Source organism: Streptomyces sp. NBC_01497 (genome assembly GCF_036250695.1).
GTDB lineage: Bacteria > Actinomycetota > Actinomycetes > Streptomycetales > Streptomycetaceae > Streptomyces.
On the sequence record NZ_CP109427.1, the window covers coordinates 3232440 to 3257455 of the forward strand.

At 69.0% G+C, this 25016-nt stretch carries 36 protein-coding genes; 7 read left to right on the forward strand and 29 right to left on the reverse strand.

The window, feature by feature from the left end; all coding sequences use genetic code 11:
- The first annotated feature begins 19 nt into the window (after positions 1–19).
- Positions 20–1240 carry a type VII secretion integral membrane protein EccD gene (locus tag OG310_RS13685; protein ID WP_329460167.1) on the forward strand — a complete coding sequence of 407 codons (1221 nt, stop codon included), beginning with the start codon at positions 20–22 and terminating at the stop codon, positions 1238–1240.
- 701 nt (positions 1241–1941) lie between these two features.
- A complete protein-coding gene (locus OG310_RS13690) occupies positions 1942–3144 on the forward strand; it encodes a hypothetical protein (RefSeq protein WP_329456168.1) in 1203 nt (400 codons plus the stop codon).
- Positions 3145–3308: 164 nt separating this feature from the next.
- Here the strand turns inward: OG310_RS13690 and OG310_RS13695 are convergent, their stop codons facing one another.
- Complete coding sequence (locus OG310_RS13695) at positions 3309–3842, reverse strand: CGNR zinc finger domain-containing protein (RefSeq protein WP_329460168.1); 534 nt, start codon at positions 3840–3842, stop codon at positions 3309–3311.
- A gap of 85 nt (positions 3843–3927) precedes the next feature.
- Between OG310_RS13695 and OG310_RS13700 the strand changes: the two genes are divergently transcribed.
- The 3 genes from OG310_RS13700 (at position 3928) to OG310_RS13710 (ending at position 6118) form a co-directional block, all read left to right on the forward strand.
- Positions 3928–4254 (forward strand): hypothetical protein, encoded by a 327-nt coding sequence (locus OG310_RS13700; protein WP_329456169.1) that lies wholly within the window; start codon positions 3928–3930, stop codon positions 4252–4254.
- A gap of 82 nt (positions 4255–4336) precedes the next feature.
- Complete coding sequence (locus OG310_RS13705) at positions 4337–5089, forward strand: MBL fold metallo-hydrolase (protein ID WP_329456170.1); 753 nt, start codon at positions 4337–4339, stop codon at positions 5087–5089.
- Between the two features lie 486 nt (positions 5090–5575).
- On the forward strand, positions 5576–6118 hold the full coding sequence (locus OG310_RS13710) for a TetR/AcrR family transcriptional regulator (protein WP_329456171.1): 543 nt from the start codon (positions 5576–5578) through the stop codon (positions 6116–6118).
- Positions 6119–6356: 238 nt separating this feature from the next.
- Here the strand turns inward: OG310_RS13710 and OG310_RS13715 are convergent, their stop codons facing one another.
- Positions 6357–6590, reverse strand: a complete 234-nt coding sequence (locus OG310_RS13715) for a hypothetical protein (protein ID WP_329456172.1) — start codon at positions 6588–6590, stop codon at positions 6357–6359.
- Between the two features lie 907 nt (positions 6591–7497).
- Here OG310_RS13715 and OG310_RS13720 point away from each other — a divergent pair.
- The gene (locus OG310_RS13720; protein WP_329456173.1) at positions 7498–8103 is read left to right on the forward strand and encodes an SMI1/KNR4 family protein; all 606 of its coding nucleotides are present in this window, start codon (positions 7498–7500) and stop codon (positions 8101–8103) included.
- Between the two features lie 149 nt (positions 8104–8252).
- On the opposite strand, the gene truA is transcribed toward OG310_RS13720, so the two are convergent.
- Positions 8253–9083, reverse strand: coding sequence for a tRNA pseudouridine(38-40) synthase TruA (gene truA, locus OG310_RS13725; protein WP_329460169.1), 831 nt, complete (start codon positions 9081–9083; stop codon positions 8253–8255).
- A gap of 194 nt (positions 9084–9277) precedes the next feature.
- Here truA and OG310_RS13730 point away from each other — a divergent pair, with 194 nt between their 5' ends.
- Positions 9278–10183, forward strand: coding sequence for a UTP--glucose-1-phosphate uridylyltransferase (locus OG310_RS13730; RefSeq protein ID WP_329456174.1), 906 nt, complete (start codon positions 9278–9280; stop codon positions 10181–10183).
- Positions 10184–10425: 242 nt separating this feature from the next.
- Here the strand turns inward: OG310_RS13730 and rplQ are convergent, their stop codons facing one another.
- From rplQ to rplB, 26 genes are all read right to left on the reverse strand, one after another.
- Positions 10426–10944 (reverse strand): 50S ribosomal protein L17, encoded by a 519-nt coding sequence (gene rplQ, locus OG310_RS13735; RefSeq protein WP_329456175.1) that lies wholly within the window; start codon positions 10942–10944, stop codon positions 10426–10428.
- Positions 10945–11078: 134 nt separating this feature from the next.
- Positions 11079–12101, reverse strand: coding sequence for a DNA-directed RNA polymerase subunit alpha (locus tag OG310_RS13740; protein WP_329456176.1), 1023 nt, complete (start codon positions 12099–12101; stop codon positions 11079–11081).
- Positions 12102–12226: 125 nt separating this feature from the next.
- Entirely contained in the window at positions 12227–12631 is a 405-nt protein-coding gene (gene rpsK, locus OG310_RS13745; RefSeq protein WP_003956432.1) for a 30S ribosomal protein S11, read from the reverse strand.
- A gap of 79 nt (positions 12632–12710) precedes the next feature.
- Positions 12711–13091 carry a 30S ribosomal protein S13 gene (rpsM, locus tag OG310_RS13750; RefSeq protein ID WP_329456177.1) on the reverse strand — a complete coding sequence of 127 codons (381 nt, stop codon included), beginning with the start codon at positions 13089–13091 and terminating at the stop codon, positions 12711–12713.
- Between the two features lie 173 nt (positions 13092–13264).
- Complete coding sequence (rpmJ, locus tag OG310_RS13755) at positions 13265–13378, reverse strand: 50S ribosomal protein L36 (protein ID WP_003956441.1); 114 nt, start codon at positions 13376–13378, stop codon at positions 13265–13267.
- Positions 13379–13433: 55 nt separating this feature from the next.
- Positions 13434–13655 (reverse strand): translation initiation factor IF-1, encoded by a 222-nt coding sequence (gene infA / locus OG310_RS13760; RefSeq protein ID WP_014047798.1) that lies wholly within the window; start codon positions 13653–13655, stop codon positions 13434–13436.
- 405 nt (positions 13656–14060) lie between these two features.
- Positions 14061–14900: a type I methionyl aminopeptidase gene (gene map / locus OG310_RS13765; RefSeq protein WP_329456178.1), complete on the reverse strand. Its 840-nt coding sequence runs from the start codon at positions 14898–14900 to the stop codon at positions 14061–14063.
- 154 nt (positions 14901–15054) lie between these two features.
- On the reverse strand, positions 15055–15714 hold the full coding sequence (locus OG310_RS13770) for an adenylate kinase (RefSeq protein WP_329456179.1): 660 nt from the start codon (positions 15712–15714) through the stop codon (positions 15055–15057).
- Complete coding sequence (gene secY / locus OG310_RS13775; protein ID WP_329456180.1) at positions 15714–17027, reverse strand: preprotein translocase subunit SecY; 1314 nt, start codon at positions 17025–17027, stop codon at positions 15714–15716. Before secY ends, OG310_RS13770 begins: the two co-directional genes overlap by 1 nt.
- 223 nt (positions 17028–17250) lie before the next feature.
- Positions 17251–17706, reverse strand: a complete 456-nt coding sequence (gene rplO / locus OG310_RS13780; RefSeq protein WP_329456181.1) for a 50S ribosomal protein L15 — start codon at positions 17704–17706, stop codon at positions 17251–17253.
- A 1-nt stretch (position 17707) separates the two neighbouring features.
- Positions 17708–17890 (reverse strand): 50S ribosomal protein L30, encoded by a 183-nt coding sequence (rpmD, locus tag OG310_RS13785; RefSeq protein WP_329456182.1) that lies wholly within the window; start codon positions 17888–17890, stop codon positions 17708–17710.
- Positions 17890–18495, reverse strand: a complete 606-nt coding sequence (gene rpsE / locus OG310_RS13790) for a 30S ribosomal protein S5 (RefSeq protein WP_329456183.1) — start codon at positions 18493–18495, stop codon at positions 17890–17892. The genes rpmD and rpsE overlap by 1 nt, the downstream gene beginning before the upstream one ends.
- Positions 18496–18540: 45 nt before the next feature.
- The gene (rplR, locus tag OG310_RS13795; RefSeq protein ID WP_329456184.1) at positions 18541–18924 is read right to left on the reverse strand and encodes a 50S ribosomal protein L18; all 384 of its coding nucleotides are present in this window, start codon (positions 18922–18924) and stop codon (positions 18541–18543) included.
- 3 nt (positions 18925–18927) lie between these two features.
- Complete coding sequence (gene rplF, locus OG310_RS13800) at positions 18928–19464, reverse strand: 50S ribosomal protein L6 (protein WP_329456185.1); 537 nt, start codon at positions 19462–19464, stop codon at positions 18928–18930.
- Between the two features lie 23 nt (positions 19465–19487).
- The gene (gene rpsH / locus OG310_RS13805; RefSeq protein WP_329456186.1) at positions 19488–19886 is read right to left on the reverse strand and encodes a 30S ribosomal protein S8; all 399 of its coding nucleotides are present in this window, start codon (positions 19884–19886) and stop codon (positions 19488–19490) included.
- A gap of 228 nt (positions 19887–20114) precedes the next feature.
- Positions 20115–20300 (reverse strand): type Z 30S ribosomal protein S14, encoded by a 186-nt coding sequence (locus OG310_RS13810; RefSeq protein ID WP_003948630.1) that lies wholly within the window; start codon positions 20298–20300, stop codon positions 20115–20117.
- Between the two features lie 5 nt (positions 20301–20305).
- Positions 20306–20863 (reverse strand): 50S ribosomal protein L5, encoded by a 558-nt coding sequence (rplE, locus tag OG310_RS13815; protein WP_329456187.1) that lies wholly within the window; start codon positions 20861–20863, stop codon positions 20306–20308.
- A complete protein-coding gene (rplX, locus tag OG310_RS13820; RefSeq protein WP_329456188.1) occupies positions 20863–21186 on the reverse strand; it encodes a 50S ribosomal protein L24 in 324 nt (107 codons plus the stop codon). The genes rplE and rplX overlap by 1 nt, the downstream gene beginning before the upstream one ends.
- A 2-nt stretch (positions 21187–21188) precedes the next feature.
- Positions 21189–21557, reverse strand: a complete 369-nt coding sequence (gene rplN / locus OG310_RS13825) for a 50S ribosomal protein L14 (RefSeq protein WP_003966950.1) — start codon at positions 21555–21557, stop codon at positions 21189–21191.
- 103 nt (positions 21558–21660) lie between these two features.
- Positions 21661–21948 carry a 30S ribosomal protein S17 gene (rpsQ, locus tag OG310_RS13830; protein WP_329456189.1) on the reverse strand — a complete coding sequence of 96 codons (288 nt, stop codon included), beginning with the start codon at positions 21946–21948 and terminating at the stop codon, positions 21661–21663.
- Positions 21948–22175, reverse strand: a complete 228-nt coding sequence (rpmC, locus tag OG310_RS13835) for a 50S ribosomal protein L29 (RefSeq protein ID WP_225013392.1) — start codon at positions 22173–22175, stop codon at positions 21948–21950. The genes rpsQ and rpmC overlap by 1 nt, the downstream gene beginning before the upstream one ends.
- Positions 22175–22594: a 50S ribosomal protein L16 gene (rplP, locus tag OG310_RS13840; RefSeq protein ID WP_030903854.1), complete on the reverse strand. Its 420-nt coding sequence runs from the start codon at positions 22592–22594 to the stop codon at positions 22175–22177. Before rplP ends, rpmC begins: the two co-directional genes overlap by 1 nt.
- A gap of 5 nt (positions 22595–22599) precedes the next feature.
- Positions 22600–23460: a 30S ribosomal protein S3 gene (gene rpsC / locus OG310_RS13845; protein WP_329456190.1), complete on the reverse strand. Its 861-nt coding sequence runs from the start codon at positions 23458–23460 to the stop codon at positions 22600–22602.
- Positions 23460–23807 carry a 50S ribosomal protein L22 gene (gene rplV / locus OG310_RS13850; RefSeq protein WP_225013406.1) on the reverse strand — a complete coding sequence of 116 codons (348 nt, stop codon included), beginning with the start codon at positions 23805–23807 and terminating at the stop codon, positions 23460–23462. Before rplV ends, rpsC begins: the two co-directional genes overlap by 1 nt.
- Positions 23808–23849: 42 nt before the next feature.
- A complete protein-coding gene (gene rpsS, locus OG310_RS13855; RefSeq protein ID WP_030351437.1) occupies positions 23850–24131 on the reverse strand; it encodes a 30S ribosomal protein S19 in 282 nt (93 codons plus the stop codon).
- A 12-nt stretch (positions 24132–24143) separates the two neighbouring features.
- On the reverse strand, positions 24144–24980 hold the full coding sequence (gene rplB / locus OG310_RS13860; RefSeq protein WP_329456191.1) for a 50S ribosomal protein L2: 837 nt from the start codon (positions 24978–24980) through the stop codon (positions 24144–24146).
- Positions 24981–25016 lie beyond the last annotated feature (36 nt).

Genomic DNA, 25016 nt, shown 5'->3' on the forward strand with positions numbered 1-25016 from the left:
GCTTCAGGACGTGGTGGACATGGGGGCGGTGGACATAGCCAACCAAGGCGCGGAAACCGGTAGTTACGGGCAGACGTCGGGCAAAGGGCATCCGGTGCGCGACGGTTCACCGCTCCGCCGGGCGGCACCGCTGGGCGAGCGCCGTGCGCGGGACGTGACCGACGGGACCGGCGGAGCCGACAAGGCCGCCGGGAATCCGGACGGAGGGTCCTGGCGCTGGAACGCGCGGACGCGGCGCCTGACGGCCGGTGTCGCGATGGCCGGCTGGGCGTGTGCGGCGGGGCTGCTGGCGCGTTCGCTGTACCCGCCGTCGGCCGTCGCGGCCGTCCTGCTGAGCGCCGGGGCGCTGTCGGCGACCGGCGGCGCGCTGACCTGGCGGGCCCGTCCGCGGGGCATCGCGACGGCGCTGAGTGCGACCGCCGGCGTCCTCGTCCTGCTCGGCGCGTGGACACTCGCCGACGCGTACGACGCCTCGGGCGCGGTCCTGCTCGCGGCCGTCGCGGGCGCCCTGGTCCTCGCGTTGCTCCAGCTCTGCTGGTTCTCACCGCTCGGGCGCGGCGGGCTGCTCGGCGCCGCGTCCGTCGCGGTGACGGCCGGGGTGTGGGAGGCGGTCGCCGCCGTGCAGCACGGTGCCGGGTCCGCGCAGCAACAGGCGCGTACGGCCGCGGTGCTCGCCGTCGTGTCGGTGCTGCTGCTGGGCCTGCTGCCCCGGCTCGCGCTGATGTCGGCGGGTCTGACCGGCCTCGACGACCACCGCTCACGCGGCCTGTCGGTGAGCAGGTACCGGGTGGCGGCCGCGCTCAGCGCGACCCACCGGGGCCTGACCCTGGCGACGGTCGTACTCGGCGGGTCGGCGGCCGCCGCCGCGTCGCTGGCGCTGCGCGCACCCACCCCGTGGACCGTGCCGCTCGTGGTGGTGACGGCATGCCTGCTCGCGCTGCGCTCACGGGCGTTCCCGCTCGTCGCGGAGGTGGTCGCGCTGCTGCTCGCGGCGGCGGTCACCGTCGTACGGGGAGTGCTCGTGTGGTCCGCGCGGTCCGGTTCTGCGGGCGCCCTCGCGGTCCTCGTCGTCCTGGCGGCCGTCCCCCTGCTGATGCTGGCGGTACGTCTGCCCGAGAATGTCGGGGCACGCCTCGGCCGGCTGGGCGACACCGCAGAATCGGTCGGGGTGATCGCTCTGTTCCCGCTACTCATCGGAGTGTTCGGCGTCTACGGCCGGCTGCTCGGCACGTTCGCCTAGGAGGAAGCGGCATGGCTCAGGACCACGGGCAGTCGGACGCGCCGAACGACCTGGCTCCGCCGGACCCCCCTTCCGCCGCGCCCCGGGACACACCTCCTGCTGGCGGCACAGCGCGCCACGACGGGGAGGCTCCCGCGAAACCGGGCCGACCGGCCCGACCGCGTTCGGCGCCTCCCACCGCCGCGCCGGGCGGCGCGACCGGTCCCGCGCCGGCTCGGACTCCGCTTACCGCACCGGCTCCCGAGGGCTCCGCGCCCACTGACCCGTCCGCAGGCGCCGCAGCCGCCACCCCGGAGCCGAGTTCCACGTCCGCCGCCGTTCCCTCCCCGGACCCGGGTCCCACGGCCGGTCCGACCGCGGCCCTCACCCCGGGGCCGAGTGGCGGGTCCCCTCCGGCTGCGGCTCCCACTCCCGCTCCCGCTCCCGCTCCCGCTCCCGGGCAGGATCGCGACACCGCGCCCGTACCGGTCCCGAGTGGCGCGCCCCGCTCGGCCACGCCTCCCCGCCACGCGCTGAAGCTGGAGTCCGCCTCCGCACCGGGCCCGACTCCCGTGCCGCATCCGGCTTTCGACGCTCCGGTGGCGCCGGTCCCTGCGCCGGACCCGATATCTGTCCCGACCGCACCGCCGGCTCCGGGGCCGGACCTCGTACTCGGCTCGCCCGCGCCGCCGACCCCGCCGCCGAGCGCCGTACTCGGCACCATGACGACGCCGACCCCCGTGCCGGACTTCGTACTCGGCTCGCCCGCTGCTCCGCCCCTGGCGCCGGGACCGGCACCGGCCTACGCCCCCGCCCCCGGCTACGCCCCGACCCCGGCCCCGGCTCCCCCGCAGGCGCCGTACGTCCCGTACGCCCCGTACACCGCTTACGCCCCCTCTCCAGGTACCGCCGCACCGCAGGCTCCCGCCTACGGCCGGCCCCTGCCGAGCGCCCCCGCCCCCACCCCCACCGTCACCGTCACCCCGAACCCGATGTCCGCGCCCGCGCCCAGGGCCGCTCCGGCCCCCGCCACCCCGCGTCCCCTGCGCGGGGATCCGCTGGCCACCCGCACACTGCGGGCCCTGCGGGCCGCCTTCGGCTCCTCCGCCGCGCGCGCTGTCAGCGACGCGACGGGGCTCGCCGAGCGCGTGCAGCAACCCGTCACGACCGGCCGCCACATCGTGGTGACGAGCATCCGCGGCGGGTCCGGCAAGACGACGGTGGCCGCTCTGCTGAGCCGTACGTTCAACCACTACCGGCACGATCCGGTCCTCACGCTGGAGGCGGACGCCGCGCTCGGCACCCTCGCGGGCCGCCTGGGCGCCGCGACCGTGCGGTGGACGACCACGGACCTCGCCGGCATCGTGCGGCCGTCGATGCGGCTGACGGACGTGACCGGCTATCTCGTGCCCCTGGACGACGGCGGCTGGCTGCTGCCGGGCAGCAGGGGCGATGTGGGGGCACGGATCGACGTGCCCTCGTACCGGACGGTCATGGTGGCCCTGCGCCGGCACTTCGCGGTGACGGTGGTGGACTGCGAGAGCGTGCCGGGCGAGGTCGCCCGTACGGCGCTCGACACGGCGCACACCCGGGTGCTGGCCGCACCGGCGACCGTGGAGGGCGTCGACTCGACCCGCGCGGTGCTGGACTGGATGGCGTCGCTGCCGGTGCCGGTGCTGCCGAGCACGGTCGTCGCACTGACCTGTTCGGCGCCGCACCAGGTGCTGGACACCGAACGGGCGGCCCGGCGGCTGCGGGAGACGGGCGCGGAGGTCGTCGTCCTTCCCTACGACCGTCACCTGGCGGGCGGCGGCGCCATTCGTCCGGATCTGCTGGGCGCGCGCACCCGCCTCGCCGCCACCCGGCTGGCGGCCGAGGCCCTGGACCGCGCTGTGCGTCCACGCCCCGCCGGGGCGCCCGGGTAGCCGCGGCGGGCCGGCCTGCGCCCGGAGCGGCGTCGGAGGCCGGTCATCCCGGCCGGCACGCGCTCGGCGCAGGTGCCACCGGTGCCACAGGGGCCACAGGGGCCGGAGACACCACCCGAGGGTGCCGTGGCGACGAGTCCCCGCCGGGAGCCCTGCGGCCGAGATCAGTCGCCGGGCGCGGGGGGCGTCGGCCGGGCGCGCCGGTAGTGGCGCTGCGCCTTGGAACGCGCACCGCAGGTCTCCATCGAGTGCCAGCGGCGCGTCCCGTTGCGGGACGTGTCATGGAAGTAGAGGACGCATTCGGGGTGCGCGCACTGGCGTACCCGGTCGTTCCGCGCCCCCACCAGGTCCACGAACCGGCTGACCGCCGTCCACGCGGGCAGCCAGCCCGGGTCGGCCCGCGCAGTCCGCTCAAGCTCGCCGTCGCGGAGAGCGAGCCGTACACAGCCGTGCGCGAGGACGTCGTTCAGGCGCTTCTCGGTGTCGGCGCCGGGGCGGGCGAGCGCCTCGGCGAGCGCGTCGCGCGCCTCCAGCAGGCCGGGCTTGGCGGCTGCGACCGACTCCGGGAACCCGCCTTCCGCCAACCACTGCCCGATGCCGAGGTCGTCCTCGAAGAAGTCGACAGGCCGGCCGCGACTCAGCCAGCGGGTGTTCACCAACTCCATTGGCAGGGGCTCGCCTTGGTGCGGTCTCTCCATCACGCAACCAACCTTACCACTGTATCGACCTTGACAGGTTAGGAACCCGTCGCCTAGATTCTCACCGGTCAAGTAAGTTTCAAGGGTGAGAATAAGAAAAGAGAGAAGGCCGGTCCGTGTCCGCCGATCCCGCCATACCGCGGAGATCCAGCCGCAGTTGTTCCGGGACCACCGGTTCCACCTCGACCCCTCCCCCACGTTCCAGGAGTACGTCCGCACCCACCGGCCGCCGACCCTGATCACCTGGATGCCCCACGACGAGATCTTCGGCGCCGACGGCGCTCCCGCGTACCTGCGCGACCATCCGGCCGCCGAGCCGCACCTCCTGGAGGGGAGCCCCTTCGCGCTGAAGCGCCACGGCACCGAGATCGCCTCGCCCACGCGGGGCCTCCCCGGCCGCCACCCGCGCTGACGCCCCTCCGATCCGACATCGGGGCCGCGGCTCCGGCGCCCCGCGAGCCGCCCACCCCGCACACGAGCAAGGAACCCTCGCCATGGCTGACATCGCCATCACCTACGTCGGAGGCCCCACGGCCCTCCTCGAATACGCGGGTGCCCGCATCCTGACCGATCCGACCTTCGACGAACCCCAGACCTACGAACCGCTCAACGGCGTCACCCACACGAAGACTCACGGTCCGGGACTGGAGCCGGCCGACCTCGGCATCATCGACATGGCACTCGTCTCCCACCACCACCATGGCGACAACCTCGACGTCCGCGGCGCCGCGCTCCTGCGCGAGCTGCCCCTCACCCTCAGCACCACCAAGGCCGCCCAGGACCTCGGCGGCACCGTCGAAGGGCTCGACGACTGGTGCTCGCGGACCGTCGGCCGGATCACGGTCACCGCCGTTCCCGCCCTGCACGGCCCGCCCGGCTCCGAGGGCCGCGGCCCCGTCATCGGCTTCGTCCTCCAGACCGAGGGCGCGCCCAGCGTCTACATCAGCGGGGACAACGCCTCGCTCCCGTACGTCGAAACGATCGCCCGGCGTTTCGGGAAGATCGACATCGCCCTCCTCTTCGCGGGCGCCGCCCGTCTCCCCGTCGCCGAGGGCGATCTCACGCTGTCCTCGGCCGATGCCGCCCGCGCGGCCGGCATCCTGAGGAGCGACACCGTCGTGGGACTGCACACGGAGGACTGGGCCCATCTCAGCGAGACCCGGGACGACTTCCGCGCCGCCTTCACCGGCAGGGGCGTCCACGTCGAGACCCCGCGCGGCGAGCGCGTGGTTCTCCGGCACCTCTGAACACCGCGCCCGGCGGGGCGGCGGCTCTCCGAGCCCGTTTCCCGCGAGCATCTCCCAGCCGTTCCCCGTCAGGGCCGTGGGGGCCCGGCACCCGCCGGGCCCCCACGGCCCTCGGCCGGTCCGGAACCGGCCCCGTGAATCCGGAACCCGCCCCAGTGATGAGCGCGTGGACGCGACGGCCGCAGGACGCGACGGCGCCGGGAGGAAAAGGCAGGCCGGAAAACGGCGGACGCCGGAGCCTCTCACCTGCGAACAGCAGCGCGTTCAGGAGCATCGGTCGCAGCTGACGGAAGGCCCTGCCGGTTTTGCTTCCGGCGCCGGCGAACACGGCAGCGCCGCCCGGCCAGAATCTCCCCGTATTCCCCGAGCCTCCCCTGGTATCATATCGGGGCCTCCAGGAGCTGGCCGCCTCATCCACGTATCACTGCTGTCGCTGTTTCATTCAGTTGAGGGAACGGCGGACCGGAAGACATCTAGGGTTCACGCATGCCGTCCATCACCCGCACATCCTCTGATTTCGAAGAAAACCGCGCGAAAGTGGAGTCCGCCGTATTCGAGGCAGTGAGAGCGCTGCTCGACGGGGGGCTGAAATACACCGAGATCAGCGTGCAGAAGATCATCACCGAGGCCGGGATCGCCCGCTCGACGTTCTATGCCCACTTCTGGGACAAGCCCGATCTCCTGTCCCGGCTCGGGCGGGCGCTCAGCCGGGGCTTCTTCGAGGAGGCCACGTCCGACGCCGTCGGCGTGTGGGACGCCGTGGCATCACCGGACGGACCGCACGGCATCGCGGATCTTCTGGAGAAGGGCATCGCCAGGCACCGGAAACATTTCTCCGTACTGTCGGCCATCAGCGAGACGGCGACGTACGACGCGACGGTGCACAATTTCTACACCTCGGGCCTCGAAGCATTTGAGAAAAGGGTCGTGGAGGACCTTGAGCTGCGTCAACGCAACGGGATGACGGACAACCGCCTCGACCCGGTACTGGCCGGCCGGTCATCGTCTGGGGAGGAGAACAGGCCATAGCCCACCACATCAGCGAGATGGACCAGAGCACCGATGCCGCGTTCGCCCTCGAACTGGCTTCCATCTGGTGGTACGGCGCATACAGCCGACGCCCCTCCGCCTAGATCCATTGACGACAGGAACACCTTCGGCCCGATTCCTCACGACATCGTGCATTCTTTGACGACGTCCGAGTGACCGCTCCCCTTCGGGTATGCCCGTGCACATTTCATGCCGCAGCCGAATTCCCGCACACCCCTTACCACCAGCGCGGCTGCTCCTGTCGCTCCTCGGGCTCCCGTGACTGGCCGAGCACGCCGCCGGGGCCGAAGGCGAGCGGCGAGAAGCGCTCCGCGAGACGCCGGTAACCGGCCGCGTTGGGGTGCAGGCCGTCCGGCATGTCACCCACGTCGTCAGGCCCGAACAGCGCGAGCCCGTCGATCACGTCGAGCCTCGCGTCGCCCTCCTCGCGGCGGATGTCCACCTGCCGCACCAGGAGTTCACGGATACGCGACAGGCTGAGGGCGCCGGCGGCCAGTCCCGCGGGCCGCTCGACGGTGCCACGCGGTAGTCGCCGTCGAACGGCGTCGGACCGGGATGCTCCTCCGCGACCGGGCAGATGACCGGGGTCACGATCGCGAGGGGCGTGTCGGGGTGACCGTCACGCACGGTGTCGAGAAAGCCGTGGAACGCGGAGACGAAGGTGCGTTCGCGCATGGTGTGGCGGTGGCCCGTGGCCCGAACGGTGTGGTGATGAGTGGCATGCGCTGTTCCCTTCGTCGGTGGAGCGGGGTGCGGAGGACGGGGTCGACGGCCTGTCCGCGTGAGGGGCGACACGTGCGCCGGCCTCGGGCCGCACCGGCGGCGGACCGCCCCCGCGTCGCTCCGGCGGTGCGGGCGATCGCGGATCACCCGGTCCCGCGTCGTACGACAGAGCTCGGGCCGAGGGGAAGCGCGGCATCGCCAGTGCCGTCGCGCGGCACTCGCCCACCTCCGTACATCCTGTCGGACAGTATGTACGTTCGCTTTCGGCGGTCGCAACGTACGGGTGGGGGAACGCCGGCACGGGCCCGCTCCGGGGCGACAGCGCGGTGATCGGATCGGAAGGCGGACCCGCACGGGCACGGATCACCGCACCGGCGGGAAGGGTCCGGAAACCGCCATACGGCCGCAGGGCCCAGCAGGTCCCCGCCTGTCCGGAGCTGTCGACAGCCCGGAGCTCATCGGCCGTGCGGGGCAGGCCCACGGCGTGGTGATGACGACCGGGACGCGGGCGCGGCCCGGCCGCGACCCAGGCCCTGTCGTCATGTCACGTCCACATCAGAGGCAGGAACCGGTTCTCGCACGCCGTACGGTCGACAGCCGTCGGCGTTGTCATGGCCGGCTGGCACCATGGCGATATGAGTGGAACAACTTGTCCTGACGATGGTGCAGTTGACGCTGTTCTGACCACACCGCAGGAGTGGCGTGGCTTTCTGGAGCGGTACGGCGAGCGGTACGTGAAGAACTGTGCCGACGGCGACGAGTTGGTCGATCTGCTGGATGAAGATCAGCTGGATCTGCTGGACCGGGAAGGCCGGGTCGATGTGTGGTTGGGTGAAACACCGGCTCGGGAAGAGGCTCTGGTGGCATCCGAGGAGCGGCTCGGGGTGCGGTTCCCGCCGAGCCTCAGGGGGTTCTTTCTGGCGAGCGACGGGTGGACACCCCTGGATGCCTGGGTGGACGGTGTTCATCCGTGCGGCCACGTCTCATGGATGCGGGATGGCGACGCCGGCAGCCGCGTGACCGCGGTCTACGACTCGCTACCCGACAACGAGGAGTATGTGCGGCTGTTTCGCCGATCCGTCGAGATCGCCCGGGGAGAAGACTTCTGGCTGCTCGATCCGACCGACGTCGGACCGGACGGCGAGTGGGCCGCCTACGATTTCGCGCCGAAGTACGGCAGCCTGACGGAGTACCCCAGCTTCTCAGCGCTGTTTCAATCCGAGTACGAGGACTTGGCCTAGGTTCGGTCGTCAGATGTCACACCCACATCAGGAGTGATGCGAGGGTGACAGCGGCGTCGCAGGACTCGATCCCACTCGGCATCAGACCAGTTCATGGCGAGGTATCACGACCACCATGATCCACCAACGTCATCATGTGAAGACACCGCCTAGCAGCAGCCGGACATCCCCGCCCCGCCCGGCAGGGTCCGCTTGTTGCGGGCCTCCTTGTTGCGGGCGGCCAGTTGGTCGTCCGCCGGGTAGCCGACCTCCTCCAGCGTCAGGCCGTGCGGCCGTACGACATGCACCGCCGAGTCCCGCACACCCGCCGCCAGCACCTTCCCGGGCCACTCCGCGTCGCGGTGCCCGTCGCCGACGAAGAGCAGCGCGCCCACCAGCGACCGCACCATGTTGTGGCAGAACGCGTCGGCACGCACCGTCGCCGTGACGATCCCGTCGTCGCCGCGCACCCAGTCGAGCCGCTGCAAGGTACGGATCGTGGTCGCGCCCTCGCGGCGCTTGCAGTACGCCGCGAAGTCGTGCTCGCCGACGAGCCGCGCGGACGCCGCGTTCATCGCGGCGACGTCCAAGTCCCAGTCGTGCCAGAGCACGTGACCCCGCAGCAACGGGTCGACGCCGCCCGGGTGGTCGGTGACCCGGTAGGCGTAGCGCCGCCACACCGCCGAGAACCGCGCGTTGAAACCGGCCGGCGCGCGCTCCGCCCGCCACACCCGTACGTCGTGCGGCAGCCGCCCCGCGAGGCGCCGCAGCAGCTTGTCCTCGTGCACCGCCCACACCGCGTCGGGCAGGTCGACATGCGCGACCTGGCCGCGCGCGTGCACGCCCGAGTCCGTACGGCCCGCGACCGTCAGTTCGTACATGGTGGCCGAGCGCGTGACCGTGCGCAGCGCGTCCTCGATCTCGCCCTGCACGGTACGGCGCCCGGGCTGCTTCGCCCAGCCGGAGAATCCGGCCCCGTCGTACGACAGGTCGAACCGCACCCGTACGAAGCCGGGCGCCGGGCCCTCGCCCTCGCCGCTGTCCGTCCCGGCCGGTCCCCGGCCTCCTCGTGCCTCGCCACTCACACTCACCGCTCCATCCTCCCAGGCCCGTGCCGCGTCCCGGCAGCCGGAGCAGGTAGCGTCTGCGTCAACACGACGCCCGCACGTAGCACCCGGAGAGGGACGACGATCCCATGGCGACGACCATCCGCAAGGCTGTGATCCCCGCGGCGGGACTCGGGTCCCGGCTGCTGCCGCTGACGAAGGCCATCCCGAAGGAAATGCTGCCGGTCGGCGACAAGCCGGTCATCGAGCACACCGTGCGGGAACTGGTGGCGTCGGGGATCACCGACATCACGATCGTCGTCTCGGGCGGCAAGAACCTCATCCAGGACCACTTCCGCCCGAACCCCGCCCTCGTCGCGCAGCTGCGCGCCGACGGCAAGAGCGCCTACGCGGACGCCGTCGAGGAGGTCGGCGAACTGTCGCGGCTCGGTCACATCACGTACCTCGACCAGCACGGTCCGTACGGCAACGGCACCCCGGTCCTCAACGCGGCCCGCAACTTCGGCGACGAGCCGATGCTCGTCCTGTGGCCCGACGACGTCTTCGTCGCCGAGGTCCCGCGCGCGCAGCAGCTCGTCCGCGCGTACGAGGCGACGAGCAGCCCGGTCCTCGCCCTGCTGCCGATGCTCCCGGCCGAGTCGGAGCGCTACGGCGTCCCGGTGGTCAAGGAGGACCTGGGCGACGGCCAGCTGCGCATCACCGGCCTGGTGGAGAAGCCGGCCCCCCAGGACGCCCCGTCCGCGTTCGCCGCGATCGGCGGTTACGTGATCACGCCGGGCATCGTCGACGAACTGCGCGAGCAGACGAAGCGCTGGTACGAGCGCCGCGAGGGCGAGATCTACCTGACGGACGCGATCAACGCGTACGCGTCGAGCCGGGCGGTCTACGGGCAGGTCATCCAGGGCAGCTGGTACGACACCGGCAACCCGGCGGACTACCTGGTCGCCCAGTTCGCCTCGGCGCTCTCCCACCCGGAGTACGGGCCCCTGCTGCGCGGCATGACGCGTGAGCTGGAGGGCCCGGCGGGCACCTGACCGGGCACCGCCCCCACCGCCGGGCTCCCGCCGGGACCCACACGGATCCCGGACTCCGGCCGGGGCCCCCACGGGTCCCGTACGCGTGGGCCCCGCGCACGTATCCGGTCCCGCTCGGCGACCCCCCGCACGCGAAAGACCCGCACCCCGCTCCCCCGGTACGAAAACCCGGGGAACGGGGTGCGGGCCTGAAGCCTTCGGAACACGCGTCCCGGCCGGTGCGGCCGGCACGCGCCGTCTGACTACTTCGAGTCGTCCGTGCCCTCGGCAGGCTTGGCGTCCTCGACCGGAGCCGCGTCCTCGACCGTCTCGGTCTCGACGGCGGCGTCCTGCTTCTGGGCGTCTTCCTTGACCGCGCGCTTCGTCGCGGCCTCGGCCTCACCGGTGGCAGCCTGCGCCACGGTCAGGGCCTCCACCAGCTCGATGACCGCCATGGGCGCGTTGTCGCCCCGACGGCTGCCGATCTTGGTGATACGGGTGTAGCCACCCGGACGGTTCTCGTACCGCGGGCCGATCTCGGTGAACAGCGTGTGGACGATGCTCTTGTCCGTGATCGTGCGCAGCACCAGGCGACGGTTGTGGATGTCGCCCTTCTTCGCCTTGGTGATCAGGCGCTCGGCGACCGGACGCAGGCGGCGGGCCTTCGCCTCGGTCGTCTTGATACGGCCGTGCTCGAACAGCGCCTTCGCGAGGTTCGCGAGGAGCAGCTTCTCGTGCGCGGCACTGCCGCCCAGTCGGGCACCCTTGGTGGGCCTCGGCATGGTGGTTCTCCTTCATGTCTGCATCGGCCGTGTCAGGTACCGGTGTCAGGTCCGGCGAGCGGTCGCCCGCCGGAGGCTTGTCGCGAGCACAGAGGTGCCGCGCGGCCACCCGGGCCGCGCGGCACCTCACGCACTCAGTACTGCTCGGTCTCCACGAAGCCGGCGTCCGCGTCGTCGTCGGCGCCGAAGGCGTCGGCGGCGGCGGTCGGGTCGAATCCGGGCGGGCTGTCCTTGAGCGCGAGGCCCATGCCCGCCAGCTTGGCCTTGACCTCGTCGATCGACTTCGCACCGAAGTTGCGGATGTCGAGCAGGTCGGCCTCGGAGCGGGCGACGAGCTCGCCCACCGAGTGGATGCCTTCGCGCTTGAGGCAGTTGTACGACCGAACGGTGAGCTCCAGCTCCTCGATCGGCAGGGCGAGATCGGCGGCGAGCGCCGCGTCCGTCGGCGACGGGCCCATGTCGATGCCCTCGGCGTCGATGTTGAGCTCGCGCGCCAGGCCGAACAGCTCGACCAGCGTCTTGCCCGCGGACGCCATGGCGTCACGGGGGCGCATGGCCTGCTTGGTCTCGACGTCGACGATCAGCTTGTCGAAGTCGGTGCGCTGCTCGACACGGGTCGCCTCGACCTTGTACGTGACCTTCAGCACGGGCGAGTAGATGGAGTCGACCGGGATACGGCCGATCTCCTGGCCCACCTGCTTGTTCTGGACGGCGGAGACGTAACCGCGACCGCGCTCGACGGTCAGCTCCATCTCCAGCTTGCCCTTGGCGTTCAGCGTGGCGAGCACCAGGTCGGGGTTGTGCACCTCGACACCGGCCGGCGGCGCGATGTCCGCGGCGGTGACCAGGCCGGGACCCTGCTTGCGCAGGTACATCACGACCGGCTCGTCGTGCTCCGAGGAGACGACGAGCTGCTTGATGTTGAGGATGAGGTCGGTCACGTCCTCCTTGACGCCCGGCACGGTGGTGAACTCGTGCAGGACCCCGTCGACCCGGATGCTGGTGACAGCGGCACCGGGGATCGAGGAGAGGAGGGTGCGACGCAGGGAGTTGCCGAGGGTGTAGCCGAAGCCCGGCTCCAGCGGCTCGATGATGAACCGCGAGCGGTATTCGTCGACGACCTCTTCGGTCAGCGACGGACGCTGAGCGATAAGCATGAATGTGTCCTTCTGTTGGGGGCGCCCGCTATTTGACGCCCTTCAGTACTACAAGGGTACGGGCGACCCGACGCGAACGGATTCGCGTCGTGCCGCCCGTACCTCAGCAGGTGCTGGTGTCTGCCTCAGACGCGGCGGCGCTTGGGCGGACGGCAACCGTTGTGCGGGGTCGGCGTCACGTCCTGGATCGAACCCACCTCCAGGCCGGTGGCCTGGAGGGAGCGGATCGCGGTCTCACGGCCGGAGCCGGGACCCTTGACGAAGACGTCCACCTTGCGCATGCCGTGCTCCTGCGCGCGGCGGGCGGCCGACTCGGCTGCCATCTGCGCGGCGAAGGGGGTCGACTTGCGCGAGCCCTTGAAGCCGACGTGCCCGGCGGAGGCCCAGGAGATCACGTTGCCCGAGGGGTCCGTGATCGAGACGATCGTGTTGTTGAACGTGCTCTTGATGTGCGCGTGGCCGTGAGCGACGTTCTTCTTTTCCTTGCGGCGCACCTTCTTGGCAGCGCCCTGACGTCCCTTAGGGGGCATGTCGGGTTATCTCCTACGGAGAAGAGGTGGTCGGTCCTACAGCGAAGACCGCTGGTGAAGCGTGATGTCCTGCTGCGGACTACTTCTTGCCCGGCTTCTTCTTGCCGGCGATCGCGCGACGCGGGCCCTTGCGGGTACGCGCGTTGGTGCTCGTGCGCTGACCGTGCACGGGCAGGCCGCGACGGTGACGCAGACCCTGGTAGCAGCCGATCTCGACCTTGCGGCGGATGTCGGCGGCGATCTCGCGACGGAGGTCACCCTCGGTCTTGAGGTTCGCGTCCACGTATTCGCGGATCTTCACGAGGTCTTCCTCGGGAAGGTCGCGGACGCGGGTGTCAGGGTTGACACCGGTGGCAGCGAGCGCCTCCTGGGACCGGGTGCGCCCGATACCGAAGACGTAGGTGAGGGCGACCTCAACGCGCTTTTCGCGCGGAAGGTCAACGCCTGCGAGGCGTGCCATTCATGGCTCCTGGTGGATTCGGAGGTCTGCCGCAGCGCCGTCCCGGATGGCGTCCGGGTCCCCGGCCTCCACCGGGGGTGTCAGCACCCGCTGGGGGCGCTGTGTGCTGCGTCGTTACGTGTGCTCGCGTCGCGCGAAGAGTTACGAGAAGTGCTACGGGGCGATCGCCCGCGTCAGCCCTGGCGCTGCTTGTGGCGCAGGTTGTCGCAGATGACCATGACCCGGCCGTGACGGCGGATCACCTTGCACTTGTCGCAGATCTTCTTGACGCTCGGCTTGACCTTCATGGGATTGAGGTTCTCCGGGTCAGTGCGGAGGCCCCGTGACGGGACCCCGCAAGATCTACTTGTATCGGTAGACGATCCGACCGCGCGTGAGGTCGTACGGGGACAGCTCCACGACGACCCGGTCATCCGGGAGAATACGGATGTAGTGCATCCGCATCTTGCCGCTGATGTGCGCGAGGACTTTGTGACCGTTCTGGAGCTCCACCCTGAACATAGCGTTCGGGAGAGACTCGATCACGGTGCCCTCAATTTCGATGGCACCTTGCTTCTTGGCCACGCTTCGCCCTTCGAATCGGCTACCTTGATCGATTCCGGCCTCCGTGTGGGGACACACGGGTGCACCAGATCCGACGCGTCAGTCTACGGCAGCACCCCTGAAAAGACGAATCCGTCAAGTTTGCCCACTCGGGAAGATCCCTAAGCAAGCCTTGACGCCCCGCGCGCCCGCGACCACGCCTCCCGGCGTCGCCGCCGCGCGCCGGGCCGGGCCGCGCACCCCCACCCGGGCCGTGCTCCCCCCCGGGCCCCGCAGCGGCCGACAGGGGCAGGCCCGCTCGGTCTTCGGCCCGATCGCCCGGCTCGGTCTCAGGCCCCCGCCCGTGCCCGTGCCCGAGCTCAGGCACCGGCACCCGGCTCCGACCGCCGGCTCAGAGGGCCAGGGGATCCGGCCCCGCCGTCGGACTCAGACGGCCAGGGGATCCGGCGCCGCCGTCACGCCCAGCTCCGCGAGCTTCGCCCGTCCGCCGTCGACCGCCGTGAGGACCAGCGGGCCCTCCTCGGTCAGGGCGATCGAGTGCTCCCAGTGGGAGGACCACGTGTGGTCGAGGGTGACCACGGTCCACTCGTCGGGCATGACCTCGGTGTGCGGGGTGCCGAGCGAGACCATCGGCTCGATGGCGAGGCAGAAGCCGGGCACCAGCTTCGGGCCCTTGCCGCGCTTGCCGGCCACGTAGTTCAGCAGGTGCGGGTCCATGTGCATGGCGGTGCCGATGCCGTGGCCCCCGTAGTCCTCGATGATCCCGTACTTCCCGCCGCCGGGCTTCGGCTGCCGGCGGATGTACGTCTCGATCGCGCGGGACACGTCGATCAGCCGGTTGCCGCTCCGCATGGCCGCGATGCCGGCCCACATGGACTCCTCGGTGACCCGGGAGAGCTCGATGAGCTCCGGGGAGTGCCCGGTGCCGATGAACGCGGTGTACGCGGCGTCCCCGTGCCAGCCGTCCACGATGGCGCCGGCGTCCACGGAGAGGATGTCGCCGTCCTTGAGGACCGTCTTGTCGTCGGGGATGCCGTGGACCACGACGTCGTTGACCGACGTGCAGATCGTCGCGGGGAACCCGCCGTATCCGAGGAAGTTCGGCTTCGCGCCGTGCTCGGCGAGCACCTTGCGGGCCACCTCGTCGAGATCCCTGGTGGTCGCTCCGGGCACGGCGGCCTCCGCCGTGGCCGCGTGGACCGCGGCGACGACCAGTCCCGCCTCACGCATCTTCGCGATCTGCTCGGGGTTCTTGATCTCCACCATGTCCGCTCCTGCGCCTTCCCACCGGAATCCGTACGTGCCGGTGTGTTGTCTGCTTCCAAACGGTACGGCCGTGGTGCCTCTCGGACACCACGGCCGTCACCTGTACCACGAGCCCCGGGCGAACCCGGTCGATCCTTCGGTCCGCGAGGGGCGGCTACGCCGCCGCGTCGCGCTTGAGCGCTTCCATCGCCCGCTCGGTCACGTCCGTGACCTTGCCGAGCGCGGAGATGGTGACCACGAGGCCCTGGCCCCGGTAGTGGTCGATGATCGGCTCGGTCTCACGGTGGTAGACCTCCAGCCGCTTGCGTACCGTCTCCTCGTCGTCGTCCGGGCGCTGGTACAGCTCGCCGCCGCAGACGTCGCAGACGCCCTCGGTCTTCGGCGGGTTGTAGGAGACGTGGAAGACATGGGCGCTGTCGTTACGGCAGATACGGCGGCCCGCGATCCGCTTGACGACCTCGTCCTCCGGGACCTCCAGGTCCAGGACGGCGTCCAGCGCCAGACCGTCGGCCCCGAGGGACGCGTCCAGGGCTTTCGCCTGGGTCACGTTGCGCGGGAAACCGTCCAGCAGGAAACCGTTCACGGCGTCGGACTGGGTCATCCGGTCCCGCGCCATCCCGATCGTCACCTCGTCGGGCACCAATTCGCCACCGTCGATGAACTGCTTCGCCTGCTTGCCGAGGGGCGTGCCCTGGCTGATGTTGGCGCGGAACAGGTCGCCGGTGGAGATGTGCGGGATCGACAGGTTCTTGGCAAGGTACGCGGCCTGCGTACCCTTGCCCGCCCCGGGCGGCCCGACGAGGACGATTCGCATCAGCGGAGGAACCCTTCGTAGTTGCGCTGCTGGAGCTGGCTCTCGATCTGCTTCACGGTCTCCAGACCCACACCCACGATGATCAGGATGCTCGTGCCACCGATCGAGTTGCCCGCACCGCCATAACTCGCCAACGCCACTGTCGGCGCGAGTGCGATCAGCCCCAGGTACAGCGAACCCGGCCAAGTGATCCGGTTGAGCACGTAGCTCAGATACTCGGCGGTAGGCCGACCAGCCCGAATACCTGGGATGAAGCCACCATACTTCTTCATATTGTCGGCCACTTCCTCGGGGTTGAACGAGATCGCCACGTAGAAGAAGGCGAAGAACACGATCAACAGGAAGTAGGCCGCCACGTAGAACGGGTGGTCACCCTTGACGAAGTTGTCCTGGATCCACGTTTTCCAGCCGGACGTCGAACTGGAGAACTGCGCGATCAGGGCGGGGATGTACAGCAGCGAAGAGGCGAAGATGACCGGGATCACACCGGCCTGGTTCACCTTGAGGGGGATGTACGTCGAGGTTCCGCCGTACGAACGGCGTCCGATCATGCGTTTCGCGTACTGGACGGGAATGCGCCGTTGCGCCTGTTCGACGAAGACGACCAGACCCACCATCACGCAGGCGATGAGGATCACCCCGCCGAAGTTGATCCACCCGTCGGCCAGCGAGCCGCTCTCCTTGATGGACCACAGCGTGCCGGGGAAGCCCGACGCGATGGAGACGAACATCAGGATCGACATGCCGTTGCCGATGCCGCGGTCGGTGATGAGCTCACCGAGCCACATGACCATCGCGGTGCCCGACGTCATGGTGATGACCATCGTGATGGTGGTGAACAGCGAGTGGTTCGGGACGATGTCCGAGGCCACCGGGCAGCCTTGGAACAGTGCGCCGCTGCGGGCGGTCGCGACGAGGCCGGTCCCCTGGAGGATGGCCAGCGCGACCGTCAGGTAGCGGGTGTACTGCGTGATCTTGGTCTGGCCGGACTGACCCTCCTTCTTGAGGGCCTCCAGCCGGGGGATCACGACAGTCAGCAGTTGGAGGATGATGCTCGCTGTGATGTACGGCATGATGCCGAGCGCGAACAGGGTGATCTGGAGCAGCGCCCCGCCGCTGAACATGTTCACCAGGCCGAACAGACTGCTGTTGCCCTTCTGGGCAGCGCTGACGCACGTCTGCACGTTCTCGTAGCTCACCCCGGGGATCGGGATGTGAGCACCGAGCCGATACAGCACGATGATGCCCAGCGTGAAGAGCAGTTTCTTGCGCAGGTCGGGCGTCCTGAACGCCCGGGCGAACGCGGTGAGCACGGTGCCTCCTGCGACCCCCGCGCCAGTGCGTCAGAGGTGACGGTCTTGAGGATCAACGGATACGGGTGCCGGGACCGCCCCCTCTTACGGTCGGGGGACCCGGTGGGTGGAGCATCAATCCACGCCACCATACCGGCGGCAGTGGCTCCGGCGGAACGACCAACCGGGGATACCCCTTTCACAGAGGCATCCCCGGTCGGATGTTTCAGGCCATCTAGTTCGCTCAGGCGGACTCGGTGACGCTACCGCCGGCGGCGGTGATCTTCTCCTTGGCGGAGCCGGAGGCGGCGTCCACCGACACCGTCACCGCCACGGAGATCTCGCCCTGGCCAAGAACCTTGACCGGGCTGTTCTTGCGCACAGCGCCCTTGGCGACCAGGTCGGCAACGGTCACCTCGCCACCCTCCGGGTAGAGGGCGGAGAGCTTGTCCAGGTTGACCACCTGGTACTCGGTGCGGAACGGGTTCTTGAAGCCCCGCAGCTTCGGGAGCCTCATGTGGAGGGGCATCTGCCCGCCCTCGAAGTTCTCCGGAACCTGGTAACGGGCCTTCGTACCCTTGGTGCCACGACCAGCGGTCTTACCCTTGGACGCCTCGCCACGACCCACACGGGTCTTGGCGGTCTTGGCGCCCGGGGCAGGACGGAGGTTGTGGACCTTCAGCGGCTTCTGCTCCGCCATGTCAGTCGACCTCCTCAACCGTCACGAGGTGCCGCACGGTCTTCACCATGCCGCGGAACTCGGGGCGGTCCTCCTTGACGACGACGTCGTGCAGGCGCTTGAGCCCGAGCGAACGCAGCGTCTCGCGGTGGTTCTGCTTGCTGCCGATGTACGACTTCGTCTGCGTGATCTTGAGGCGGGCCATTACGCACCCGCTCCCGCACGAGCACGCAGCAGAGCCGCGGGAGCGACGTCCTCAAGGGGCAGACCGCGGCGGGCCGCGATCTCCTCGGGGCGCTGGAGACCCTGGAGGGCCGCCACCGTCGCATGCACGATGTTGATCGGGTTCGAGGACCCGAGCGACTTCGACAGGATGTCGTGGACGCCCGCGCACTCCAGAACGGCGCGCACCGGGCCACCGGCGATAACACCCGTACCGGGGGAAGCAGGCTTCAGCAGGACGACGCCCGCCGCCTTCTCGCCCTGGATCGGGTGAGGGATGGTGCCCTGGATACGGGGGACCTTGAAGAAGTGCTTCTTGGCCTCCTCAACACCCTTGGCGATGGCGGCCGGCACCTCCTTGGCCTTGCCGTAGCCGACACCGACAGTGCCGTCACCGTCGCCCACCACGACCAGCGCGGTGAAGCTGAAGCGACGACCACCCTTCACAACCTTGGCGACACGGTTGATCGCGACGACGCGCTCAACGTATGCGGTCTTCTCGGAGGCGGAGGCGCCACCGTCACGGCCCTTCCGGTCCCGCCGCTCGCCGCCACCGGCACCGCTACCGCGGCGCTGGGGTCCAGCCATTGGAATTACCTCTCTCTGTTACGTCCGCTGTGCGTAGGAACCGGTTCAGAACTTCAGACCGGCTTCGCGGGCGGCGTCAGCCAGAGCGGCAATCCGCCCGGCGTACTTGTTGCCACCACGGTCGAACACGACGGCCTCGATGCCGGCAGCCTTGGCGCGTTCCGCGACCAGGGATCCGACCTTCTTCGCCAGCTCGCTCTTGTCGCCGTCCACACCGCGGATGGAGGTGTCGAGGGTCGACGCCGACGCGAGCGTGTGGCCCGCGATGTCGTCGACGACCTGCGCCACCATGTGGCGGTTCGAACGCGTCACGACCAGACGCGGACGCTCCGACGTACCCGAGATCCTCTTACGGACCCGGATATGACGGCGCTTGATGGCAGCGGCCTTGTACGCGTTGCCCTTGGCGATCTTCACACCGTATGCCATGGCTTACTTACCAGCCTTTCCGACCTTGCGGCGGATGACCTCGCCCGCGTACCTGACACCCTTGGCCTTGTACGGGTCGGGCTTCCGCAGCTTGCGGATGTTGGCAGCGACTTCGCCGACCTTCTGCTTGTCGATGCCCTCGACCGAGAACTTCGTGGGCGACTCAACCTTGAAGTTGATGCCCTCGGGCGCCTCGATCGTGATCGGGTGGCTGTAGCCCAGGGCGAACTCCAGGTTGGAGCCCTTCGCCTGGACGCGGTAACCGACACCGCTGATTTCGAGCGCCTTGGTGTATCCCTGGGTCACGCCGGTGATCATGTTCGCCACCAGCGTGCGGGACAGGCCGTGCAGCGACCTGTTCTGACGCTCGTCGTTGGGACGCGTGACGCTGATGACGTCTTCGTCCTTGGTGACCTCGATCGGAGCCGCAACAGTGTGCGCGAGGGAGCCCTTGGGGCCCTTCACGGAAACCGTACGGCCGTCGATGGTGACGTCCACACCGGCGGGAACCTGGATGGGGAGCTTGCCGATACGCGACATGAGCTTTCTCCTTCCGTTCCCGACTACCAGACGTAGGCGAGGACTTCCCCACCCACGCCCTTCTTGCCTGCCTGCTGTCCGGTCAGAAGACCGTGGGACGTGGAGATGATCGCCACGCCCAGGCCTCCGAGGACCTTCGGCAGGTTGGTGGACTTCGCATACACGCGGAGACCCGGCTTGGAGATGCGCCTGATGCCCGCGATCGAACGCTCGCGGTTCGGGCCGAACTTCAGCTCCAGGACGAGGCTCTTGCCGACTTCGGCGTCCTCAGTCTTCCAGCCGGTGATGAAACCCTCCTGCTGGAGGATCTCAGCGATGTGCGACTTGATCTTGCTGTGCGGCATCACGACGGAGTCGTGGTATGCCGAGTTCGCGTTACGCAGACGCGTGAGCATGTCTGCGATGGGATCAGTCATGGTCATGAATTGGCCTTCGGCCTCTCTCGCCGGGGTTTCCTGTATGCGTCGTCCCTCTCCCCGAACCGAGACGGGGCAGGTGTGACGCGGGGACCTACGGCGTAGTAAGCAGCACGTGCGGGCTGTGCCCGCGGATGTCGGGCGGCAGACGCCCAACCCCACCAGCCTAAGCCATGCGGGGTGGGGCTTCTGCCAACCAGTTGCTTACCGAGAGACTCCGGGAGTCCTTTCGGACTACCAGGAGCTCTTGGTAACGCCCGGCAGTTCGCCGCGGTGCGCCATCTCACGGAGGCACACACGGCACAGGCCGAACTTGCGGTACACGGAGTGGGGCCGGCCACAGCGCTGGCAGCGCGTGTAGCCACGCACGCCGAACTTCGGCTTGCGGGCGGCCTTAGCGATCAGAGCCTTCTTCGCCACTTCGGTCACATCTCCTTGAACGGGAAGCCGAGGTGGCGCAGCAGGGCACGACCCTCGTCGTCATTGGTCGCCGTGGTGACCACGGTGATGTCCATGCCCCGGACCCGGTCGATCCTGTCCTGGTCGATCTCGTGGAACATGACCTGCTCCGTGAGACCGAAGGTGTAGTTGCCACGTCCGTCGAACTGCTTCGGGGACAGACCGCGGAAGTCACGGATACGCGGCAGCGCGAGCGACAGCGTACGGTCCAGGAACTCCCACATGCGGTCGCCACGGAGCGTGACGTGACAGCCGATCGGCTGGCCCTCGCGCAGCTTGAACTGCGCGATGGACTTGCGAGCCTTCGTGACGGCGGGCTTCTGGCCGGTGATCGCGGTGAGGTCCCGGATCGCACCGTCCATCAGCTTCGAGTCGCGGGCGGCGTCGCCCACACCCATGTTGACCACGATCTTGACGAGGCCCGGGGTCTGCATGACGTTCTCGTACTTGAACTCGTCACGCAGCTTGCCCGCGATGTCCTCGCGGTAACGCGTCTTCAGACGCGGCGCAGTGGTGGTAGCCATCAGATGTCCTCACCGGTCCGCTTGGCAACGCGGATCTTGTTGCCTTCGTCGTCGAAGCGGTAACCGACGCGGGTCACGACCTTCGCGCCGTCCTTCTCCACGACCAGCTGGACGTTGGAGACGTGGACCGGCGCCTCGGTGGTGATGATGCCGCCGGTCTGCGAACCGCGAGCGGTCTGGCCGGTCTTCGTGTGCTTCTTGACCCGGTTGACACCCTCGACGAGGACGCGGTCACGCTCGGGGTAGGCCACGATGACCTTGCCCTGCTTGCCCTTGTCCTTACCGGTGATGACCTGGACCAGGTCGCCCTTCTTGATCTTCATACCTACAGCACCTCCGGCGCGAGAGAGATGATCTTCATGAACTTCTTCTCGCGCAGCTCACGACCCACCGGGCCGAAGATACGGGTGCCGCGGGGGTCGCCGTCGTTCTTCAGAATGACGGCTGCGTTCTCGTCGAAGCGGATGTACGAGCCATCCTGGCGACGACGCTCCTTGACGGTGCGAACGATGACGGCCTTGACGACGTCACCCTTCTTCACGTTGCCACCGGGGATCGCGTCCTTGACGGTGGCGACGATGACGTCACCGATGCCCGCGTAGCGGCGACCGGAGCCACCGAGAACACGGATGGTGAGGATTTCCTTCGCACCCGTGTTGTCGGCGACACGCAGCCGCGACTCCTGCTGGATCACGTCTATCTCCTGATCGTCTGCCGGTTCCCCGGGGGCTGCCGAAAGCAGCAGCCCCCGGAGCCTGGCGGAACTGATCCGAGGGGGAAATCCCCCTCGGAGGGGTTTACTTGGCCTTCTCGAGAATCTCGACGACGCGCCAGCGCTTGGTCGCCGACAGCGGCCGCGTCTCCATGAGGAGGACACGGTCGCCGATGCCGGCGGCGTTCTGCTCGTCGTGGGCCTTGAGCTTGTTCGTACGGCGGATGACCTTGCCGTACAGGGCGTGCTTGACGCGGTCCTCAACGGCGACGACGACGGTCTTGTCCATCTTGTCGCTGACGACCAGGCCCTCACGGCTCTTACGGAAACCGCGCGTGGCGGCGTTCGTCTCAGTCACGTTGCTCTCACTCATCAGGCGCTCTCCACCACTGTCTCGATGCCCAGCTCGCGCTCACGCATCAGGGTGTAGATCCGCGCGATGTCCTTCCGCACGGCCTTGAGGCGGCCGTGGTTCTCGAGCTGTCCGGTCGCCGCCTGGAAGCGGAGGTTGAACAGCTCTTCCTTGGACTCCCGGAGCTTGCCGACAAGCTCCTGGTCGCCCAGCTCGCGCAGTTCGGACGCCTTGGTACCGGCCGACATCACGCCTCACCTGCCTCGCGCCGAACGATCCGGCACTTCATCGGGAGCTTGTGAGCAGCGCGGGTGAGCGCCTCACGAGCGGTCTTCTCGTTCGGGTAGGACAGCTCGAACATCACCCGACCGGGCTTGACGTTCGCGATCCACCACTCGGGAGAACCCTTACCGGAACCCATGCGGGTCTCGGCGGGCTTCTTCGTCAGCGGACGGTCCGGGTAGATGTTGATCCAGACCTTGCCGCCACGCTTGATGTGGCGGGTCATGGCGATACGAGCGGCCTCGATCTGGCGGTTCGTCACGTACGCCGGGGTCAGCGCCTGGATGCCGTACTCGCCGAACGTGACCTGCGTACCACCCTTGGACATACCGCTGCGCTTGGGGTGGTGCTGCTTGCGGTGCTTGACCCTACGCGGGATCAGCATGGCGGTCAGGCCTCCGTTCCGGTGCTCTCGGCAGGAGCCGGCGTGGCAGCCGTGGCTTCCTCGGCCTTGGGGGCCTCGGTCGCCGGGCTCTGCCGGTCACCCTGCTGCTGCGGCCTGCGGCCACGACCGCCGCGCTCGCCGCCACGGCTTCCACCGCGACCCGCCGGGCGGTCGTTGCCGCCACCACGGGCCGGACGGTTGCCGGCGCGAGCCGCTGCGTTCTCCGCGCGGACCTCAGCGATGTTCTTGACGTCGCCCTTGTAGATCCAGACCTTCACGCCGATGCGGCCGAAGCTGGTCTTGGCCTCGAAGAAGCCGTAGTCGACGTTGGCGCGGAGCGTGTGCAGGGGCACACGGCCCTCGCGGTAGAACTCCGAGCGGGACATCTCGGCGCCGCCGAGGCGGCCACCGCACTGGATCTTGATGCCCTTGGCGCCGGCCTTCATCGTCGACTGCATGCTCTTACGCATGGCGCGACGGAAGGAGACGCGGGAGGACAGCTGCTCGGCGACGGCCTGCGCGACCAGCTGAGCGTCCACCTCGGGGTTCTTGACCTCAAGGATGTTCAGCTGGACCTGCTTGCCGGTGAGCTTCTCCAGCTCGCCGCGGATGCGGTCGGCCTCCGCGCCGCGACGGCCGATGACGATGCCCGGCCGGGCGGTGTGGATGTCGACACGGACACGGTCGCGGGTGCGCTCGATCTCCACCTTGGAGATACCGGCACGCTCCATGCCCTTCGTCATCATCCGGCGGATGGAGACGTCTTCCTTGACGTAGTCCTTGTACAGCTTGTCGGCATACCAGCGGGACTTGAAGTCCGTCGTGATGCCGAGCCGAAACCCGTGCGGGTTTACCTTCTGGCCCATTACCGGGTTCCTTCCTTGCTGCTGAGGACCACGGTGATGTGGCTGGTCCGCTTACGGATCCGGTACGCGCGACCCTGGGCGCGCGGCCGGAACCGCTTCAGGGTCGGACCCTCGTCCACGTACGCCTCGCTGATGACCAGCGACGTGGCGTCCGTGTGCTCGTAGTTGTGGGCGGCGTTGGCGATGGCGCTGTCCAGCACCTTGCCAACGGGCTCGCTCGCGGCCTGCGGGGCGAACCGCAGGACCGCCTGAGCCTCCGTGGCATTCATGCCACGGATGAGGTCCACCACACGGCGGGCCTTCATGGGCGTGACGCGGATGTACCGCGCCTGGGCCCTGGCTTCCATGGTCGTCCCTTCGGTGTTTGTCATGATCGGTTCCACCCCGCGTTAGCGGCGCTTCGACTTCCGGTCGTCCTTGACGTGGCCGCGGAAGGTGCGAGTCGGCGAGAACTCGCCGAGCTTGTGGCCGACCATCGACTCGGTGACGAACACCGGGACATGGATCTTGCCGTTGTGCACCGCGATCGTGTGGCCCAGCATGGCCGGGACGATCATCGAGCGACGGGACCAGGTCTTGATGACGTTCTTGGTGCCTGCTTCGTTCTGTACGTCCACCTTCTTGATCAGGTGGTCGTCGACGAAAGGCCCCTTCTTGAGACTGCGCGGCATCTAAACCCGCTCCTAGCGCTTCTTGTTCGTCTTGCGGCGGCGGACGATGTACTTGTTGCTCGCCTTCTTGGGAGAACGAGTACGACCTTCCTTCTGACCCCAGGGGGAGACCGGGTGGCGACCACCGGAGGTCTTACCCTCACCACCACCGTGCGGGTGGTCGACCGGGTTCATGGCGACACCGCGGACGGTCGGGCGGACGCCCTTCCAGCGCATACGGCCGGCCTTGCCCCAGTTGATGTTCGACTGCTCGGCGTTGCCGACGGAGCCGATCGTCGCGCGGCAGCGCACGTCGACCATGCGGACCTCGCCGGACGGCATACGAAGGGTGGCCATGGAGCCCTCCTTCGCGAGCAGCTGCACCGAGGAGCCCGCGGAGCGGGCGAACTTGGCGCCGCCGCCGGGACGCAGCTCGATGGCGTGCACCGTGGTACCGACGGGGATGTGGCGCAGCGGCAGGTTGTTGCCCGCCTTGATGTCGGCGCCGGGCCCGTTTTCGATGTGCGCGCCCTGCACCAGGCCCGCGGGGGCGAGGATGTAGCGCTTCTCGCCGTCCGCGTAGTGGAGCAGCGCGATGCGCGCGGTGCGGTTCGGGTCGTACTCGATGTGCGCGACCTTGGCGGGGACGCCGTCCTTGTCATGGCGACGGAAGTCGATGACACGGAAGGCGCGCTTGTGGCCACCGCCCTGGTGGCGGACGGTCACACGACCGGCGTTGTTGCGGCCGCCCTTGCTGTGCAGGGGACGGACCAGCGACTTCTCCGGCGTGGACCGCGTGATCTCGACAAAGTCGGCGACGCTGGAGCCACGACGGCCCGGGGTCGTCGGCTTGTACTTGCGGATACCCATTTCTCAGTCCTCGGAAGATTCCGGACTTCTGAACGA

What these genes read in the sequence shown, in the direction of transcription:
- OG310_RS13685 (WP_329460167.1), top strand. Translation starts at nt 20, where the DNA reads ATGGGGGCGGTGGACATAGCCAACCAAGGCGCGGAAACCGGTAGTTAC.
- OG310_RS13690 (WP_329456168.1), top strand. Translation starts at nt 1,942, where the DNA reads ATGACGACGCCGACCCCCGTGCCGGACTTCGTACTCGGCTCGCCCGCT.
- OG310_RS13695 (WP_329460168.1), bottom strand. Translation starts at nt 3,842, where the DNA reads ATGGAGAGACCGCACCAAGGCGAGCCCCTGCCAATGGAGTTGGTGAAC.
- OG310_RS13705 (WP_329456170.1), top strand. Translation starts at nt 4,337, where the DNA reads ATGGCTGACATCGCCATCACCTACGTCGGAGGCCCCACGGCCCTCCTC.
- OG310_RS13710 (WP_329456171.1), top strand. Translation starts at nt 5,576, where the DNA reads ATGCCGTCCATCACCCGCACATCCTCTGATTTCGAAGAAAACCGCGCG.
- OG310_RS13720 (WP_329456173.1), top strand. Translation starts at nt 7,498, where the DNA reads ATGAGTGGAACAACTTGTCCTGACGATGGTGCAGTTGACGCTGTTCTG.
- OG310_RS13730 (WP_329456174.1), top strand. Translation starts at nt 9,278, where the DNA reads ATGGCGACGACCATCCGCAAGGCTGTGATCCCCGCGGCGGGACTCGGG.
- rplQ (WP_329456175.1), bottom strand. Translation starts at nt 10,944, where the DNA reads ATGCCGAGGCCCACCAAGGGTGCCCGACTGGGCGGCAGTGCCGCGCAC.
- OG310_RS13740 (WP_329456176.1), bottom strand. Translation starts at nt 12,101, where the DNA reads ATGCTTATCGCTCAGCGTCCGTCGCTGACCGAAGAGGTCGTCGACGAA.
- rpsK (WP_003956432.1), bottom strand. Translation starts at nt 12,631, where the DNA reads ATGCCCCCTAAGGGACGTCAGGGCGCTGCCAAGAAGGTGCGCCGCAAG.
- rpsM (WP_329456177.1), bottom strand. Translation starts at nt 13,091, where the DNA reads ATGGCACGCCTCGCAGGCGTTGACCTTCCGCGCGAAAAGCGCGTTGAG.
- rpmJ (WP_003956441.1), bottom strand. Translation starts at nt 13,378, where the DNA reads ATGAAGGTCAAGCCGAGCGTCAAGAAGATCTGCGACAAGTGCAAGGTG.
- map (WP_329456178.1), bottom strand. Translation starts at nt 14,900, where the DNA reads ATGGTGGAGATCAAGAACCCCGAGCAGATCGCGAAGATGCGTGAGGCG.
- OG310_RS13770 (WP_329456179.1), bottom strand. Translation starts at nt 15,714, where the DNA reads ATGCGAATCGTCCTCGTCGGGCCGCCCGGGGCGGGCAAGGGTACGCAG.
- rplO (WP_329456181.1), bottom strand. Translation starts at nt 17,706, where the DNA reads ATGGCGGAGCAGAAGCCGCTGAAGGTCCACAACCTCCGTCCTGCCCCG.
- rpmD (WP_329456182.1), bottom strand. Translation starts at nt 17,890, where the DNA reads ATGGCCCGCCTCAAGATCACGCAGACGAAGTCGTACATCGGCAGCAAG.
- rpsE (WP_329456183.1), bottom strand. Translation starts at nt 18,495, where the DNA reads ATGGCTGGACCCCAGCGCCGCGGTAGCGGTGCCGGTGGCGGCGAGCGG.
- rplR (WP_329456184.1), bottom strand. Translation starts at nt 18,924, where the DNA reads ATGGCATACGGTGTGAAGATCGCCAAGGGCAACGCGTACAAGGCCGCT.
- rplF (WP_329456185.1), bottom strand. Translation starts at nt 19,464, where the DNA reads ATGTCGCGTATCGGCAAGCTCCCCATCCAGGTTCCCGCCGGTGTGGAC.
- rpsH (WP_329456186.1), bottom strand. Translation starts at nt 19,886, where the DNA reads ATGACCATGACTGATCCCATCGCAGACATGCTCACGCGTCTGCGTAAC.
- rplE (WP_329456187.1), bottom strand. Translation starts at nt 20,863, where the DNA reads ATGGCTACCACCACTGCGCCGCGTCTGAAGACGCGTTACCGCGAGGAC.
- rplX (WP_329456188.1), bottom strand. Translation starts at nt 21,186, where the DNA reads ATGAAGATCAAGAAGGGCGACCTGGTCCAGGTCATCACCGGTAAGGAC.
- rpsQ (WP_329456189.1), bottom strand. Translation starts at nt 21,948, where the DNA reads ATGAGTGAGAGCAACGTGACTGAGACGAACGCCGCCACGCGCGGTTTC.
- rpmC (WP_225013392.1), bottom strand. Translation starts at nt 22,175, where the DNA reads ATGTCGGCCGGTACCAAGGCGTCCGAACTGCGCGAGCTGGGCGACCAG.
- rplP (WP_030903854.1), bottom strand. Translation starts at nt 22,594, where the DNA reads ATGCTGATCCCGCGTAGGGTCAAGCACCGCAAGCAGCACCACCCCAAG.
- rpsC (WP_329456190.1), bottom strand. Translation starts at nt 23,460, where the DNA reads ATGGGCCAGAAGGTAAACCCGCACGGGTTTCGGCTCGGCATCACGACG.
- rplV (WP_225013406.1), bottom strand. Translation starts at nt 23,807, where the DNA reads ATGGAAGCCAGGGCCCAGGCGCGGTACATCCGCGTCACGCCCATGAAG.
- rpsS (WP_030351437.1), bottom strand. Translation starts at nt 24,131, where the DNA reads ATGCCGCGCAGTCTCAAGAAGGGGCCTTTCGTCGACGACCACCTGATC.
- rplB (WP_329456191.1), bottom strand. Translation starts at nt 24,980, where the DNA reads ATGGGTATCCGCAAGTACAAGCCGACGACCCCGGGCCGTCGTGGCTCC.